The organism is Paenibacillus psychroresistens (assembly GCF_009728935.1).
Classification (GTDB): Bacteria; Bacillota; Bacilli; order Paenibacillales; family NBRC-103111; genus Paenibacillus_AC; species Paenibacillus_AC psychroresistens.
Genome location: NZ_CP034235.1, coordinates 3,959,149 through 3,975,286, shown reverse-complemented (window position 1 = coordinate 3,975,286; position 16,138 = coordinate 3,959,149). Strand labels below are relative to the sequence as shown.

Annotated in this window: 17 protein-coding genes; 16 read left to right on the top strand and 1 reads right to left on the bottom strand. The window is 37.3% G+C overall.

Annotated elements, in window-relative coordinates:
• The first annotated feature begins 67 nt into the window (after window positions 1-67).
• The 8 genes from EHS13_RS18025 (at window position 68) to EHS13_RS17990 (ending at window position 6,986) form a co-directional block, all read left to right on the top strand.
• On the top strand, window positions 68-595 hold the full coding sequence (locus EHS13_RS18025; RefSeq protein ID WP_155701694.1) for a hypothetical protein: 528 nt from the start codon (window positions 68-70) through the stop codon (window positions 593-595).
• Window positions 596-661: 66 nt separating this feature from the next.
• The gene (locus tag EHS13_RS18020) at window positions 662-1,387 is read left to right on the top strand and encodes a helix-turn-helix domain-containing protein (protein WP_227014044.1); all 726 of its coding nucleotides are present in this window, start codon (window positions 662-664) and stop codon (window positions 1,385-1,387) included.
• A gap of 121 nt (window positions 1,388-1,508) precedes the next feature.
• Complete coding sequence (locus EHS13_RS18015) at window positions 1,509-3,548, top strand: molybdopterin-dependent oxidoreductase (protein ID WP_155701692.1); 2,040 nt, start codon at window positions 1,509-1,511, stop codon at window positions 3,546-3,548.
• Between the two features lie 195 nt (window positions 3,549-3,743).
• Window positions 3,744-4,325 carry an RNA polymerase sigma factor SigZ gene (sigZ, locus tag EHS13_RS18010; RefSeq protein ID WP_155701691.1) on the top strand — a complete coding sequence of 194 codons (582 nt, stop codon included), beginning with the start codon at window positions 3,744-3,746 and terminating at the stop codon, window positions 4,323-4,325.
• A 30-nt stretch (window positions 4,326-4,355) separates the two neighbouring features.
• Window positions 4,356-5,162, top strand: a complete 807-nt coding sequence (locus EHS13_RS18005) for an arsenite methyltransferase (RefSeq protein WP_155701690.1) — start codon at window positions 4,356-4,358, stop codon at window positions 5,160-5,162.
• A gap of 204 nt (window positions 5,163-5,366) precedes the next feature.
• A complete protein-coding gene (locus EHS13_RS18000) occupies window positions 5,367-5,681 on the top strand; it encodes an ArsR/SmtB family transcription factor (protein ID WP_405083588.1) in 315 nt (104 codons plus the stop codon).
• Window positions 5,682-5,706: 25 nt separating this feature from the next.
• Window positions 5,707-6,135, top strand: a complete 429-nt coding sequence (locus EHS13_RS17995) for a BlaI/MecI/CopY family transcriptional regulator (protein WP_155705411.1) — start codon at window positions 5,707-5,709, stop codon at window positions 6,133-6,135.
• A complete protein-coding gene (locus EHS13_RS17990) occupies window positions 6,132-6,986 on the top strand; it encodes a M56 family metallopeptidase (protein ID WP_155701689.1) in 855 nt (284 codons plus the stop codon). The genes EHS13_RS17995 and EHS13_RS17990 overlap by 4 nt, the downstream gene beginning before the upstream one ends.
• A 424-nt stretch (window positions 6,987-7,410) precedes the next feature.
• On the opposite strand, the gene EHS13_RS17980 is transcribed toward EHS13_RS17990, so the two are convergent.
• Window positions 7,411-7,866: a ZIP family metal transporter gene (locus EHS13_RS17980; protein WP_155701687.1), complete on the bottom strand. Its 456-nt coding sequence runs from the start codon at window positions 7,864-7,866 to the stop codon at window positions 7,411-7,413.
• Window positions 7,867-8,071: 205 nt separating this feature from the next.
• On the opposite strand from EHS13_RS17980, the gene EHS13_RS17975 reads away from it, so the two are divergent.
• The 8 genes from EHS13_RS17975 (at window position 8,072) to EHS13_RS17940 (ending at window position 16,138) form a co-directional block, all read left to right on the top strand.
• The gene (locus tag EHS13_RS17975; RefSeq protein WP_155701686.1) at window positions 8,072-9,364 is read left to right on the top strand and encodes a peptidoglycan DD-metalloendopeptidase family protein; all 1,293 of its coding nucleotides are present in this window, start codon (window positions 8,072-8,074) and stop codon (window positions 9,362-9,364) included.
• Window positions 9,365-9,473: 109 nt separating this feature from the next.
• The gene (locus EHS13_RS17970) at window positions 9,474-10,055 is read left to right on the top strand and encodes a PrsW family glutamic-type intramembrane protease (protein ID WP_227013977.1); all 582 of its coding nucleotides are present in this window, start codon (window positions 9,474-9,476) and stop codon (window positions 10,053-10,055) included.
• Window positions 10,056-10,068: 13 nt separating this feature from the next.
• Entirely contained in the window at window positions 10,069-11,016 is a 948-nt protein-coding gene (locus EHS13_RS17965) for a hypothetical protein (RefSeq protein WP_155701684.1), read from the top strand.
• Between the two features lie 77 nt (window positions 11,017-11,093).
• Window positions 11,094-13,241, top strand: coding sequence for a heavy metal translocating P-type ATPase (locus EHS13_RS17960; RefSeq protein ID WP_155701683.1), 2,148 nt, complete (start codon window positions 11,094-11,096; stop codon window positions 13,239-13,241).
• Between the two features lie 42 nt (window positions 13,242-13,283).
• Window positions 13,284-13,559, top strand: coding sequence for a hypothetical protein (locus EHS13_RS17955; RefSeq protein WP_155701682.1), 276 nt, complete (start codon window positions 13,284-13,286; stop codon window positions 13,557-13,559).
• Window positions 13,560-13,657: 98 nt separating this feature from the next.
• Window positions 13,658-14,740 carry a copper resistance D family protein gene (locus EHS13_RS17950; RefSeq protein WP_155701681.1) on the top strand — a complete coding sequence of 361 codons (1,083 nt, stop codon included), beginning with the start codon at window positions 13,658-13,660 and terminating at the stop codon, window positions 14,738-14,740.
• 17 nt (window positions 14,741-14,757) lie between these two features.
• Window positions 14,758-15,429, top strand: a complete 672-nt coding sequence (locus tag EHS13_RS17945; RefSeq protein WP_162463156.1) for a copper resistance CopC family protein — start codon at window positions 14,758-14,760, stop codon at window positions 15,427-15,429.
• Entirely contained in the window at window positions 15,422-16,138 is a 717-nt protein-coding gene (locus EHS13_RS17940; RefSeq protein WP_155701679.1) for a cytochrome c biogenesis CcdA family protein, read from the top strand. The genes EHS13_RS17945 and EHS13_RS17940 overlap by 8 nt, the downstream gene beginning before the upstream one ends.

The following is a 16,138-nucleotide window of genomic DNA, read 5'->3' as shown; positions in this document are numbered from 1 at the left end:
GACTATAAGTGGCCGGTTTGCAGGAGTATCCTTGAGGTGCAGTCACCAATAAATGAGGAGGCAAGAGATGAGTAAGCATTTTAGGAGTATGTTGGTTTTCGCTTTTATGATTTGTAGCTTCATTATTTTCGGATCGATAACTGCAAAAGCTTCATCTACTATCACGGTTGTCAACCAAAGCCCTTATATGATTAATGACGCTGGAACGAACAAAACGGAAACAACGCTCACTGTCACCAACACAGATCCAGCTTACAGCGCATGGGTTAAAATTAGTGTCACCGGAAAGACAGCCTACATGGAGTCTGTAGGCTCGATGAGCACTGGGACTAATTCTAAGCTCGTACATGTAGTCGAGCTTAATACAGATGGGGATAATGTAACCTTTGCCGTATTCGACAATTCAGGCGGTACGGGTACAGCAAAGGCTACGATGACGCTTTCCCAGAAAAAAATTCGCCATTGGAGCGTGTTCATGGCCCATGATTCACATGTCGATATTGGCTATATCCAGCAGCAGGAGGATTTGCGAAATACGCAGTGGCCTACACAAACGGATGATACGTTTACTTATGTGACCGCGACGAATGCTTAGGCGCCTAACGATCAGTTCAAATACCATATGGAATCCTCCTATTTGCTTCTGGGTTCATGATTGAATGTGCGGAACGCTGATAAGGTGCAAGCTTTGAAAACCAATCTAGCCAGCGGCAGAATGGCGTATTCAGCCAGTTACATGAATCAATCGCACGAGGCAATGAGCACGGAAGAGCTTGTCCGTTATTTCTATTACTCTGGAAGAACGCTGAAGGATATGATGGGAGTCGGATCAAGCGGGGTTGCAATGGAACGGGATATGCCGAGCTTTTCATGGGCGGACGTTGATGTTATGACTGATATGGGCAAACAGCTGCGTGAGCTGAATTCGCTATCGCTGCACGATGGACAAATGCAAAGCTTTATCGAAGATATCAAGCATTCGGAAACAATTGATGAACTGAAAGCGAAGACCAAAGAATTGTTGGAGTCCATTCTCAGCTATGCCAGATTGGGGCATATTGACATGTCTCCAATCACCAAGTCAGTGGAGTATATCCAATCCAATATACATAAAGATATATCACTGCTGGAGGTTGCCGACTATGTAGGTATGAGCCCGTCCTACTTCAGCAAGCTGTTTAAGCAAGTGCAGGGCAACAACTTTATTGATTTCATGATCACTATGCGAATGGAGAAAGCAATTGATCTGCTGGAAAAAACCACACAAACCATTGCTCAGATCGGGTTGGAGGTAGGTTATCAGAGCTATCGTTATTTTACCAAGGTGTTTAAGGACCATTATGAAATTACGCCTACGCAGTATCGAGATAATGTTAAGCTGAAATGATGGGGGCAGTTTTGCAACTAGTGCTAAGCAATTATTGCAAGAACAAATCTATAAGATTATAATATCGATAAATATAAGATATATATCAAATCAGATGTGGCAGAATTAAAGGAGACTCATTATGCATTCCTATTTAAATCAACCCAATGGCATTTTCCCATCGGTTTGCTCTCTAGATTGTCCAGATCAATGTGGTCTGCTTATTCATAAAAAAGACGGAAAAATCGTAGGAATTAATGGAGCCCCACAACACCCTGTTACAAAGGGGAGCATTTGCAATAAAGTACGCCATATGACTGAAAGAATATATGATCCAAAACGTCTCCAACAACCGTTGAAACGCATAGGTGCCAAAGGTGAAGGTAAATTCGTGCCTATAAGCTGGGAGGAAGCTATTGCTACGATTACTTTCAACTGGAAAGAAATCATCGATAAACATGGACCGGAAGGCATCCTTCCTTACAGTTTCTATGGCAATATGGGCAGATTAAACGCAGAGGCTATGGATATGCGTTTTTTTCACCGTCTCGGGGCAAGTAAGTTAGATCGTACTATTTGCGCATCTGCAGGCTCAGAAGGCTACAACTATACAATGGGTAGCAATTATGGTGTAGACCCTGAAGATACCATACATGCTAAACTTATTATGATGTGGGGCATTAATGCGATCAGCACGAACATGCATCAGGTAGTCTTTGCTGAAAAGGCTCGTAAAAACGGAGCTTTTATCGTTGTCATAGATGTTCACAAAAATCAGACAAGCCGTTGGGCAGACTGGTTTGTACCTATTCTACCTGGCACGGATAGTGCGCTTGCTCTTGGTCTCATGCATGTATTGTTTGCCGAAAATATGGAGGATACTGCATTTCTTAGGCAATACACAGTGGGTTATGAGGAGCTTCGAGAGCATGTCATTCAGTATGATCCAGACACAGTATCTGCTATCACCGGTGTTCCAGTTGAAGACATTTACAAGCTAGCCAGGTTATATGGTCAAACTTCTCCTGCTTTTATTCGCATCGGAAATGGCATACAGCACCATGATAACGGTGGAATGTGTGTACGGACAATTTCATGTCTCCCGGCAATTACAGGTCAGTGGCTTGTTCGAGGTGGAGGTGCGATCAAGGGCAATTCAGCGTATTTGGCATTTAATAAACAAGCCTTACAGCGCCCTGATTTATTGCAAAACAAGCAAACAAGGACGATCAATATGAATGTAATCGGCAGTGCTCTGCTTGAACTTGATCCGCCAATACTTTCCATGTACGTGTATAATAGTAATCCAGTTCTTGTAGCTCCCGAAAGTAATAAAGTAAGACAGGGTATGGCACGTGAAGATTTATTTACTGTGGTTCACGACTTATTTCTAACCGAAACTGCGTTGTATGCTGATCTTGTGCTACCTGCAACTTCAGCGTTTGAAAATGAAGATTTTTATACTTCTTATTGGCATCATTACATCCAAATTCAACAGCCAGTCATTGAAAAATATGGAGAAAGCAAATCGAATGTGGAAGTTTTTCGGTTGTTGGCTAAGGGGATGGGGTTCGAAGATTCCGTCTTTGATGATTCTGAAGCTGATATGATCCGCCAGGCACTTAATAATCCTCAAAATATCTATTTAGAAGGCATAAACTATGAAACACTTAACGAAAAACAATTTATGAAGGCCCAAATAAAGTCACATTTTTTGAATAACCTTGCTACGCCAAGCGGAAAAATTGAACTCTATTCAAAAGCGATGGATAAAGCGGGATACCCGCCACTACCAACTTATACTCCCCTTGTAGAACAAGGCGATTTTCCATTCCTGTTTGTTCCAGGACCCAATCATAATTTTCTGAATTCAACCTTTTCTAATAATACAAAACAATCAGAAATGGAAAAGCCGCTACGCTTGTATATGAATTCATCCGATGCAGAAGCAGCTTCAATATTGGACGGAGATACAGTGAGGATCTGGAACACTCGTGGAGAGTGTGAGCTCGTTGTATCCGTTGGAGATACTGTACTTCCAGGAGTTGTCGTAACCCAAGGGCTTTGGGCTGACTCGCCAGGATCCAAGCAAGCCGTTAATTTATTAACACCAGACCGCATCGCCGATATGGGTGGAGGCGCTACCTTTTTTTCGGGACGGGTTGATGTGGCTAAAGTTTAGTGACTACACTCCAGTTTGTTCAAGAAAGGTAAAATAGTAACGTGCTCGAAAAGTGAAATTTGCGTCCTTTTGAATAGTCAATCGTCTTAATAAGCGAAAGAAGAAAACAATCAAAAAGGGCCTACCGGTTATGGCGCCAAAGATGCAAATAAGACAGCTGTTGAAAAATAACATAAGTATGGAGGTGATGATTATATGCAATCGGAGAAGGTGTGGAGATCCTTTAGTGATCCATTGAAACAATTTATTGGCAAGAGAGTTTCAAATGAATTTGATACGGATGATATCCTTCAGGATGTATTTATAAAGATCCATCTCCATATCAATAATCTTCAGGATGACAAGAACATTCATAGTTGGATTTATCAAATCACTCGTCATACCATCATTGATTTTTATCGTAGAAGAAAACGCGATTCGAGTTCTACTCAAACAATTATTGAGCAAGAAGATTTATTTTTTCCTGATTCATCGGATGCTCATGTAGAATTGGCGAAATGTTTAAAAGAAATGGTAAATGATTTACCTGTAGCTTACCGTGATGCAATTCAGTCCACTGAGTTTGAAGGCATGACTCAAAAAGAATTGGGAACGAAGATGGGCTTATCTTTATCTGGAGCTAAATCTAGAGTGCAACGTGCTAGAGGAAAGCTGCAAGAAATGTTGTTGACCTGTTGTCAAATCGAATTGGACCGAAGGGGTACGGTCATATCCTATACCCCATATAAGGTTGGATGTGCTGATAATTGTACTTCCAATCCGAAGAGTGTTAAATAACCATGAAAAAGAACTAGGAGTGTTTTAATTATAAATATAATCACTGAAGACCAAATCAGGCAAAATGTACGAAGTCGATATAAAGAGGTTGCTTTACAAGGAATAACATCAAGTAGTTGTTGTTCAACTGAAGTAAATTGTTGTGAAACTTCGGTTGCCTTCGATTCTGAATCTGGCAAGCTTGGTTATTCAACAGATGAGCTATCATCTGTACCTGTTGGAGCCAATTTGGGGCTTGGCTGCGGCAATCCTCAAGCGATTGCGGCATTAAAGTCAGGTGAAGTTGTGCTTGATTTAGGAAGTGGGGGAGGATTCGATTGTTTTCTAGCTGCTAAACAAGTTGGAGATCAAGGTAAAGTTATCGGCGTAGATATGACTCCAGAAATGATAAGTAAAGCTCGTTTAAATGCAGCTAAAGGCGGATTCACAAACACTGAATTTCGTTTGGGTGAGATCGAGAATCTACCAATCCCTAACGAAACGGTCAATGTGATCATATCCAATTGCGTAATTAACTTATCTCCTAATAAGCCACAAGTGTTTAAAGAAGCTTACCGTGTACTAAATTCAGGTGGAAGGCTTGCCATATCCGATATAGTTACCACTGCTGCTGAGCTTCCAACCGAGATTAAAAATAACATTGAAGATATGTACTCAGGCTGTATCTCAGGTGCCTCATCCATTACAGAACTAGAAACTATGTTAAAGCAAAGTGGTTTTATCGATATATCTATTGAACCAAAAGATGAATCAAAAGAATTTATAAAAGATTGGGTACCTGGTGCAAATATAGATAAATATATTGTTTCAGCAGTAATTAAAGCGAGAAAACAATAGTCACATGAATACCATCGGCTTGCTAGTAAAGAGGTCGATGGTACATATAATAGCTTGAAAATATATATCTTCAAATTGAGCGACTCGGCAGCAGTTTTTTTGTTATAATAAATAAAATAAGAAAAGTTGATTATTAAGGTGGTTGCTATAGTGATACAGGACATACAGGAATTATGTGATGAAACTTGTGAAGGAACAGGGTTATTGGAAACAACTTCACTTACAGATAGAAGGATAGAGGAACATTTAGCCCTTAATCTTTCCGATATTTTTAAAGCATTGGGTGATCCTACCCGAGTTAAGATTATATATGCCTTGGTACAAAATGAACTTTGTGTGCATGATTTATCAGTAGTACTTGAAATGGCACAATCGGCGGTATCCCATCAATTGCGATATTTAAGAAATTTAAGAATTGTGAAACGGCGTAAAAGTGGTAAAACTGTATATTATTCGTTGGATGATGATCATGTTGAACAAATATTTGTTCAAACACTACAGCATATTAAACATGAATAAAACTATCCGGAAAGTGTGAGTTATGATGATTGTAAATAAACACCTTGTTCATGAGCTTGGTTTACACCGTTTTTTCGGCTCATTAGAGGCACGAATTATGGACCTATTTTGGACTTCGGCTCAATTAACAATCAAAGAGGTTCACGTCAATTTAGATGCAAAAACTCCGATTTCGTTTAACGCTGTTATGACAGTAATGAATCGGCTTTGGGAGAAAGGGCATCTGGAGAAAACAAGCCAAGGCCAAGGAAGAACAAAGCTAACTCATTTTTGTGCAGCACAAACTAAAGATGAATTTATAACGGAACAGACTAAAGTAGTTACACATGGCCTTGTTAAAGAATTTGGTGACCTTATCGTGACACATTTAGTGGATTCATTGGAAGAAGTAGATCCCAGACTGATACTGAGACTGCAGGAAAAACTGGATCAGATTAAGAAGAGGGAAGAATGATGAAACATGAGATAACTCATCGCTTAATCGTTGGTTTGGTTCCATTCATCGGAGGATTAGTTTTACTTCAAATGAGTTTGCAATTGGTACATCAATGGAGTGATATGGATTCATATCTTAATTTAAACAATCTTTTTTCAAAGCTAATAACGGATATATTTATGAATCATACTCTTTTTGAATTGATCTTTAATGGAATTATTGGTTTCACTGTAGCTCGAATGATTTGGCAAGCTTGTAAACAGTCCTATTTGCAGCAAAAATGGAATGTTATATTTAATAATAAGAAACATAATGAGTTAACAAAAAAATTAAACAAAAAATATAAATCATGGAACACAAATTTTCTCGTTGTTAGAGATAGTTCGTTTTTTGCATTAACTATGGGTTTGTTCCATCCTAAAATTATTGTTTCAACAGGTTTGCTTGAGGTCATACAAGGTAAGGAATTAGAAGCGATTTTTTATCATGAAAAATACCATTGTGAAAAACATGACCCCATGAAAATATTTCTTATAACATTAGTGATGAATGGTATGAGTTACATTCCAGCGATTAAAGGTGTAGTTAAGTATTATAAAATCTGGAAAGAACTATTGGCGGATCGTTTTGCCATAACAAATATGGGATCAACTTTAGAGTTGGGTAACGCTTTGCTAAAAATGATATCCTACGGTAAGCAACAACAAGTAGTTGGTGTTCACTTTGGAGGAACTGCAATAGATTATCGCATTTTGCAAATAATTGAGCCAAACAGTGTAATTATTGTTCCTTCGTTAACTTTTAGATCAATGCTTGGTTCTATTATTGTACTAGTGTGTATGATGTTCATTACTTTTTTCGGACATTGATTAATAGTATGATTAACGAAAAATAAAGGGTAGAGAGCATTAACTTGCTTTCTACCCTTTTTTTTGGAATACGATTGTGGATAATTAATGAATTGTTTGCGTCCTCAGTTGACAATTAAACATGAATTGGTTACTTTTAAGTAAATTAAACTATACACTGTAGTGTTTAAATGGATGTAAGTTTCTTTCTCAAAAAGATGATCAGCATCTCGGTGGAATTATTACGAAGATTAAGTAGGAGTGTGTGCAAATTGCGAAAGGGGGACAAACAACATGCTATCAATTATTATTTTTTTAGCCATTTGTGTCGTCGTTGCAGGTGTACTGGCATATAGAATCCATATAGCAACTAAAACAAACAATCATAATAACAATCACAAGCAATGAGACACAATCAATTATAAAAGAATTATATAAATTCCACCTAAACACAATCCCACGGTGAAATTCTAGAGAGGACAAATGGGATTCCCAGTGTTATCCCTTCTAGACTACTACCTAAAGCAATGCCCGAAGGGAAATTATGCAAAGCTATAGCAAAGGTTAATACTATTCCTGAACGAATATAAATATCCTTTCGAGGGTCGTTCGTAATAATAATAATCCGATGAAACAATCGATCTATTTGTTTAGCCAATATATACCCTGTAGTGATTCCAATAAAAGTTAAAAAAATCCCGCCTAATTGAATGCTTTCGGGTACAATCTCAAAAAGTACCAGGGTAAATATCATCCCTACAGCTGAAATAATCAGCAATGGTAGGATAACGCGATGCAAATAAAGCAAAAAATAAGCTGCTAACCCTCCAATACCGATTCCGCCTCCACCAATAATAAATCCCCATAACCCCGAATGTATTGCACTTGAATTTCCTATCAAATTATTCACCTCCTGTTCGATAAGGTATGTCTATTTCATCGGCAATATGATGATTAAGAGCAATGAGAAGGCATGAATTTGAGAAATTTCACTATTCCTACATAATAAACTACTAATTGTAGTTTAATGTGTTGAATGAACAGATGCTCATATGTTATGTTAGAAAAGGATTAATCAAATACGGCTTTTTTGTAAGGAGGTAAGCATGAGAAAGACAAAAATCAAACGACTAATAGGGGTCTTTTGGATATTCATTATTATTTTATGCATTATTGGCGTACGGTCCAGTATGAATCAACGATATATTCAGGCTGATCCTAATGAGGTTTATTTAGGGAAGAAAGAAGCCATATTCAAAGATATAGCGGACGATGCTGCTCTATTATTGCTTTTAGAAAACAATATCCCCATTAAAAAACTCGGTATCGAATTGAAAATTGATGGTAAAACAATAGGCATTGTGAAAGATACTGAAACGGTTAATGAAGTCATGGAACAAATAAAAGCCCCATACCTTGTAAATTCACAAGAGGCTAGTAAGGTAAACATTTTGTCAGATACTAATAGAAAGATGAATATAAAAATGGATAAAAATATTCTAGAATCTGTTGAGTTTGAACAAAAAGTAGATATGGCGACAGTAGAAATCAACCCGAAATTGGTTTTAGAACCTAGTGAATTACTTCGAAAACTACAAACTGGTGATGTTCAGATGCGATTATATACCGTCCAAAGTGGAGATTGTATCTCTTGTATCGCAAAGAAATTTAGTGTGCCCAAGGCTGTTATTTATCAGAATAATCCTTGGATAGAAAATGATTTTATAAATGTTGGAGATGAATTGAATCTTACGGTGTTACAACCGCAACTCACTGTAAGAACTATCGAGAATCGGATGGAAAGCATGGAAATGATGAATGAGACTATCTATGAGGAAGATAAGAATATGAGAGAGGGAACATCCAAAGTTATTGTCGAAGGGAAAACGGGCATGAAACAAATAACTTACAGGATAACTAAGATAAATGGTCAAACTATAGAAGAAAAAACCCTAGTGCAAGTTATTCTAAAAGAACCAGTCACCAAAGTAATCAAGCAAGGAACAAAAGTAATTCCTGGAATTGGGAGTGGCAGTTTTGCGTGGCCAGTTGTAGGTCCTCAATTAACAAGTGAATTTGGAAAACGTTGGGGGAAATTACATGCAGGAACGGATACTGTTTCTGATAATAAAAATATATTAGCTGCTGATAATGGGAAAGTCATATTTGCAGGGAAAAAATCCGGGTACGGAAATTGCATTATTATCGACCATCAAAATGGATACCAGACTCTATATGGACATTTAAGTAAGATAAATGTTGTGGACGGTCAAAAGGTGCTGAAAGGTGAAAAAATAGGTTTAATGGGCAGTACAGGAAATTCTACAGGAGTTCATCTACACTTTGAAATTCGAAAAGATGACAAGCAAGAAAATCCCTTAAAATATTTAGATTACTAAACATAAGAAGTAATATATCATTTTCATAAATGTGGTGAATTGGATGGATAGTACAATTAAAATGATTGGAGCTATTACTCCAGGCATTTGTCTACTTACTTATTTTTATTTGAAGGATAAAGATCAACCGGAACCACTAAGACTCGTTTTTAAAATGTTTATTGCAGGCGGGCTTGTCGTATTTCCTTTGATTATTTTGCAATCCATTTTTACCTATTTTTCCCCAGGGGTATTCTTACATTCATTTATTGTTTCTGCATTCAGTGAGGAGTTGATAAAATGGTCACTCATGTATTACTTGATTTTTAATCACGTCGAGTTCGATGAGCATTTTGACGCAATTGTTTATTCTGTTGCTACTGCTGCTGGTTTCGCCACGATTGAAAACATATTCTATGTGTTTTTGGAACAAGGATCTATCCTTTCTATTATTTGGAATAGAGCATTTCTTCCCGTTTCTGCCCATGCCTTGTTTGGTGTCACTATGGGTTTTTATTTAGGAGAAATGAAAATAAAAGGATATAAACGGTTTGGTTTATTGGCTTTGTTATTACCTATTCTTTTCCATGGATTATTTAATAGCATTTTATATTGGTCGGATTGGTTAGCGACTGTGTTTATTTTATTATTTATGGTTTTCCTTTGGATATTTAATATAAATAGAATGAATTCGGCTTTAAAAGAGAAGTGAATGGTGGGAGGAAATGATGGTTAAGAATGAATTTTATCAAGGATTAAATCTGGATCGTAATGAGGAACGATGGATTGCTTGGGAAGGACATCGGTCAGAAATTAACGAGTTTATTGAAAAATCGTTGTGTAAAGATGGGAAAGCTGAAACAGCTATAGTTTTAGGGGCAGGAAATTGTGATGATTTGGATTTACAGTTTTTAAGTCAATTATTTGGTTCCATCACTTTAGCTGATATTGATGGTGATGCAACGGAGAGAGCTGTATTAGCAATAGACAATGAGCGAATTAAGAATCAAATCCATGTGATGAAAAATATTGATTTTACGAAATTGGATCAAATTGATTTTTATCATCTTTTTGAGCAAATGCTAGTGCAGAAGGTATCATCTAATGAAATAGCAGCGTTTTTGATTTCAAGTGGAAATGAAATGGATAGCTGTTCGCTTCTTAGAGATTTTCATAAAGGTTACTCCGTTGTTATTTCATCTGCAGTGTATACGCAGGTTTTTTATATTCATGCTTTAACCATATTTGCGAAATATGCAGACTTATATTCAGAACAAGAAGTGAATCAAATTGTGAAAGGACTTGTTCAATTAAGAGACAAAATTATTAAAGATTATAATGATCTACTGATTTTCTTAGTTAAAGATTCTGGCAGGATCATCGTATGGACAGATGTACTAAGATTGGACTCTTCCATGGAAGCAATTATTGTAGAATTATATGAATTTCGAATGGATAAGGATCGATTTAATTATTTGTTAAAAATAATTGCTCAATTCGGAAGAGAAGCAGCAATCGTTGGACTTCAGGATTTACAGGGAAAGTTATCCGAAACTCCATATTTACAGCGTTTTTGGAACTGGCCTTTTAATGATGAGAAACAATACTTAACCATTGGACTCTCTGGTAATCCGAAAAGGCCCTTACTAAATAATAGGCATCAAATAGATTGACAATTCCCCTTTATTAAATTAACATATGAACATGTATTCATATGTTATATGTTGATGGAAAAATAGGAGGCATTTCAATGGAGGAACTTCGTGTAAAAGGTCTTTCGTGTGCTAATTGTACGCGTGAGTTGGAAGAACAAATTCAAAAATTAGAGCATGGTCAAAGTGCAACGTTGAGCTATAACAGTGGAAAACTTATGCTCGATGAAAATGTATCCATTGATCAAGTGGGTAAGATACTAAGCTCAGAGGGGGCTTATATTGTAAAACCTGAAAAGGTACAACTAAACAAAGAACATAAACAAGATGAAGATCATAGCGGTCACAATCATGGAAGTAACGATAACAACACCCATGATCATGGGCACGTTCATGGACAAGGTGGAGCGAATATTAAGCTATTACTAGGAATCTCTGCAGTTTTGTTTGTTGCAGCCATTTTTCTTCAAAGCCATGTTCATCAAGCCATAACCATAAGTATATATTTAATATCAATGTCCATAAGCGGCTATTCAACCTTTCTCAAAGGCGCAAAAAATTTATTGAAGTTTAAATTCAATATTGACACGTTGATGACCATTGCACTCGTTGGGGCCATTGGTATTGGGGAGTGGAAAGAGGCTACATTAGTTGCCATCCTTTTCGGAGTGAATGAACTACTCGAGGGTCTAGGTATGGAGAAAGCACGACGTTCAATGGAAGTCCTCCTGCAGGTTGCTCCGAAGGAAGCAACCTTAATTCAAGATGGAAAAGAAACCGTGGTTCCAATTGCCTCTCTTCAAGTAGGTAATGTCGTCATGGTTCGAGCAGGGGAAAAGATCCCTTCCGATGGAAGTGTAGTCGAAGGGAAAAGCTCAGTGAATGAGGCTGCTATCACCGGAGAGTCATTACCCATTGAAAAATCACCTGGAGAATCAGTATTTGGTGGCAGTATTAATAACGAAGGTGTTATGAAAATTAAAATTGATAAGGCCTACAAAGATTCTTCTTTAGCTAAAATACTTCATTTAGTAGAAGAAGCTCAAGAAACAAAAACACCTACAGAATTATTTATTAATAAGTTTGCCAAATACTACACCCCTATTATTATTGCAGTGGCATTTTTAGTTATTCTTATTCCTCCATTATTTCTGGGTGGTGATTGGAAAACGTGGTTATACCAGGGCTTAGCTGTTCTTATTGTAGGTTGCCCATGTGCATTGATCCTTTCATCTCCGATAGCTATAGTAGCAGGAATAACATTGAATGCACGCAACGGAATCTTGATTAAGGGTGGTGTTTTCCTAGAGCAACTTGGTAAGATTGATACACTCGCCTTTGATAAAACGGGTACGCTTACCAAAGGGGAGCCTCATGTTGAAACAGTGATTGAGTATGACGAAGGTAATTTTTATACAATTGCAGCGTCTATTGAAAAATCTTCCTCTCACCCCCTTGCTAAGGCGGTAATGAAAAAAATAGAAGAACAAGGAACAAAAACTATAGATCCGGAAGAAGTTGAAACTATATCCGGTCAAGGGATCGTTGCAACTATTCAAGGTGAGAAGTACTGGCTTGGAAATGAAAAAAGCATGAATCACATTACGATTACTGCAAAAGTACAACAAGATATTGATCAATTAAAAGAAAATGGACTGACTTTAGTGATCGTTGCAAATTCAACTCATATTTTAGGTATGTTTGGTATATCAGATGAAATTCGTGAAGAAAGTAAAGAGGTTATTGCGGCCATTCATCGGGCTGGAATTCGTCATACAGTTATGTTAACCGGAGATCATCAGAAAACAGCAGAGAAAGTAGCCAAATTAGTAGGAGTCACAGACTACTTCGGCAATCTGTTACCTGAAGATAAAGTAGAAAAAATTAAAATGCTTTCCCAAAAAGGTAAAGTTGCCATGATAGGGGATGGTATCAATGATGCACCAGCATTAGCAACTGCACAGCTTGGTATTGCAATGGGTAAAGGCACCGATAGTGCTATCGAGACTGCAGATATCGTACTTATGCAGGATCATTTAGGCAAACTGCCAGAAGCAATTGCAATCGCGAAGAAAGTTAATCTGATTGTGAAAATAAATCTCTCATTAGCGCTAGGCTTGAAGCTTATTGCCTTACTTTTAACAATTCCTGGACTTTTAACATTATGGATTGCTATACTTTCGGACATGGGTGCTACAGTTATTGTTACTCTATTAAGCTTAACGATTTTAATCAAGAAAAAATGAAAGTAAATGGACTATTCAATTTACAGCTGAAAGGGAGCACAAATGAAAAGCAAAAAATTCATCGAGAGCTGGAGAGAAAAACGAGAAAAAGGTAAGAAACACTATGTACTAAGATATGGTATTTTGGGTTTTGGTGTTGGATTAACCTGTCTGTTTACCATTTTTGAAATCATTTTGAATGCCTCTATGTCATCCGGTTATCTAGTTCCACGAATACTCATATTGCCCGTAATTGGAATATTCCTTTTTAGTTATCGTTGGGAATCGCTAGAGATAAAATATGCAAAATTAATAAGTCAAAATCGTAAGGGAAATTGAAGTTTTTCATATAATGGTGCAAATAAAGAATAATATTTTTTGAGTTTATAGACTACAAAATGTAGTTTATAAATACTGTAGGAAAGGACAAGTAGAACATGACTTTTGTTAGTGATGCTTTTTTATACTTGTGTTTTGCTTTGCTGATTGGTGGCTTGTTGTCCTTGGCAATCCCAGCAAATAAGCAGCCTAATGTACAAGTGCCGAAATGGGTGCTCCCACTTGCAGTTGTTGGGGTTGCTATATTATCTTTTATGCCGGTCTGGAGAATCATTTCATACTTTGCCTCGGATCTTGGGTTCTGGATAACATTTAAGAGTGTGCTATTTACATTCGAAGAAGGGAAGGCATTTTTATGGACGCTTGCATTATCCATTATTTTGCTCATTATCCTTACGGTATATGATATCCGAAATCAACCAACACTGCTTGTACTTTCGCTTTTACTTACCCTTTTGATGGTTTTAGCTCTAGGCTGGTCTAGTCATGTAGCAAGTAAATACGGAGAGGTCGGATTCTTAGCACATACGGTTCATTTTTTAGCTGTCTCTGTATGGATGGGGTTGCTGTTCGTTACAGGTTGGTTTGCGAAGGATCACAGAAACTGGTTGGCTTTCTTGAAATGGTATACACCTTTATCAATAATATGTGTTACGGCTGTGCTCTTCACGGGGTGGCTTATTACGCAATACTTGGCACCTCAATACGTGGGATCTTGGGTGTTACCTTACGGCCAAGCTCTGTTAATCAAGCATTTATTTATTATCCCCTTGCTCGTTTTTGCATCTTACAATGGTTTCTTCATCAAAAGGAAATTCCAACAGGTACCACAATATAATCCTATTCCATGGGTACGAACGGAAAGTGTTATTACCTTATGTATCTTTACAATTACAGGTTATTTGGGTCAACAATCTCCACCACATGATGTAGCATTAACGCTGAATGAGAATAAACCTTCCCAATTATTTCTAGCTTTCCATCCCAATGGAGTTGATCCAAAAAAATTGCTCCTACTTGATTTCAACCTTACCAGCATTTTACTTGCTCTTTTAGCTTGTTTGTTCCTTATTGCCGGTACCGTATTTTATTTTAAAGGATATCGCAGCTTCCTCACTTTGATAGCTAGTGTATGTTTTGTAATAACCGCCTATATATCCTTAATGTTGTCCGTAAACTAAATATAAGAGAGGAAATTATGATGAAAATGGCAGATAAACAAGTTGGTAAAATGAAAGGGTCTTATTGGATTGGATTGATATTTATAGCACTCATACTTGTGCCTTCTACCGTAATGGCTCATACAGGTTTGGACACATCGACTCCTAAAAATGGAGATATTATTAAGGAAGACCTTCAAAAAATTACAATGATGTTTGAATCGAAAGTGGAAAAACTGAGCAGTTTTAAAGTCTACGATGAGAATAATCAAGCAATTGAGATCGGTCCACCACGTTTTGAAGGTAAAACCATGGAGGGTTTGCTAAAAGAACCCTTACTGAATGGAGCCTATAAAGTTGAATGGAATATTGTTGGTACTGATGGTCACCCCATTAAGGGAGAATTTTCTTTTAGGGTTGAAAAAGCTGTAGTCGAGCCAACAAAAACTCCAACACCAACTCCAACGATAACACCAACACTAACACCTACAATAACACCAAAACAAACTGAACCGCTAAGTCCGAGTATGGATAATAATTCACAAACAGATGTACAAGCAGTTGAAGATAGTGTGAAGGACCCCGTTGTGGAAGACGAATCTGGGAACAACAAAATACTATTTTTACTAATTGGAGGGTTCCTTGTAGCTGGTTTACTTATATTTTCAGCGATACGTGTAATGAAGCAGGGGAAGAAGAAAAATGAATAATATTGATTTAACGGTATGGTTAGCATTAGGTGCAGGTTTTTTATCCTTTATCTCACCATGCTGTTTACCTTTGTATCCGTCTTATTTGTCTTACATTACCGGTGTTTCTGCAAAAGACTTACGTGAAGGAAAGGGTATATTTGAAAGGAGAGCATTCACCCATACCTTTTTCTTTGTATTGGGCTTTTCAATCATTTTTTTCGCTATGGGATTGTCTGCAAGCTGGATTGGAAGTTTGTTCGTTGGTGCAAATAGGGATTTAATCCGGCAGCTAGGTGGCATTTTTGTAATTCTTATGGGATTAGTTCTCCTCGGTGTGTTTAAACCTTCATTATTAATGAAAGAAAAAAGATTTCAATTTAATAACAAGCCAGTCGGATACCTGGGTTCGTTTCTAATTGGAATGACCTTTTCGGCAGGATGGATGCCTTGTGTAGGTCCTATTTTATCTTCTATATTAGCCCTCGGTGTTACCAAACCGGATCAGGCGATTCTTTATATAACTGCATATACTTTGGGGTTTGCAATTCCATTTTTTATCATGGCTTTTTTTATAGGGAAAGTAAAATGGATCCTGAAATATTCCAATAGCATGATGAAAATAGGCGGAGGATTAATGCTTATTACTGGTGTATTGTTGTATTTTGATCAAATGACAAGAATCACCATCTGGTTTATTCGTTTGTATGGTGGATTTACCGGGTTTTAG

What these genes read in the sequence shown, in the direction of transcription:
- EHS13_RS18025 (WP_155701694.1), top strand. Translation starts at nt 68, where the DNA reads ATGAGTAAGCATTTTAGGAGTATGTTGGTTTTCGCTTTTATGATTTGT.
- EHS13_RS18015 (WP_155701692.1), top strand. Translation starts at nt 1,509, where the DNA reads ATGCATTCCTATTTAAATCAACCCAATGGCATTTTCCCATCGGTTTGC.
- sigZ (WP_155701691.1), top strand. Translation starts at nt 3,744, where the DNA reads ATGCAATCGGAGAAGGTGTGGAGATCCTTTAGTGATCCATTGAAACAA.
- EHS13_RS17995 (WP_155705411.1), top strand. Translation starts at nt 5,707, where the DNA reads ATGATTGTAAATAAACACCTTGTTCATGAGCTTGGTTTACACCGTTTT.
- EHS13_RS17990 (WP_155701689.1), top strand. Translation starts at nt 6,132, where the DNA reads ATGATGAAACATGAGATAACTCATCGCTTAATCGTTGGTTTGGTTCCA.
- EHS13_RS17975 (WP_155701686.1), top strand. Translation starts at nt 8,072, where the DNA reads ATGAGAAAGACAAAAATCAAACGACTAATAGGGGTCTTTTGGATATTC.
- EHS13_RS17965 (WP_155701684.1), top strand. Translation starts at nt 10,069, where the DNA reads ATGATGGTTAAGAATGAATTTTATCAAGGATTAAATCTGGATCGTAAT.
- EHS13_RS17960 (WP_155701683.1), top strand. Translation starts at nt 11,094, where the DNA reads ATGGAGGAACTTCGTGTAAAAGGTCTTTCGTGTGCTAATTGTACGCGT.
- EHS13_RS17955 (WP_155701682.1), top strand. Translation starts at nt 13,284, where the DNA reads ATGAAAAGCAAAAAATTCATCGAGAGCTGGAGAGAAAAACGAGAAAAA.
- EHS13_RS17950 (WP_155701681.1), top strand. Translation starts at nt 13,658, where the DNA reads ATGACTTTTGTTAGTGATGCTTTTTTATACTTGTGTTTTGCTTTGCTG.
- EHS13_RS17945 (WP_162463156.1), top strand. Translation starts at nt 14,758, where the DNA reads ATGATGAAAATGGCAGATAAACAAGTTGGTAAAATGAAAGGGTCTTAT.
- EHS13_RS17940 (WP_155701679.1), top strand. Translation starts at nt 15,422, where the DNA reads ATGAATAATATTGATTTAACGGTATGGTTAGCATTAGGTGCAGGTTTT.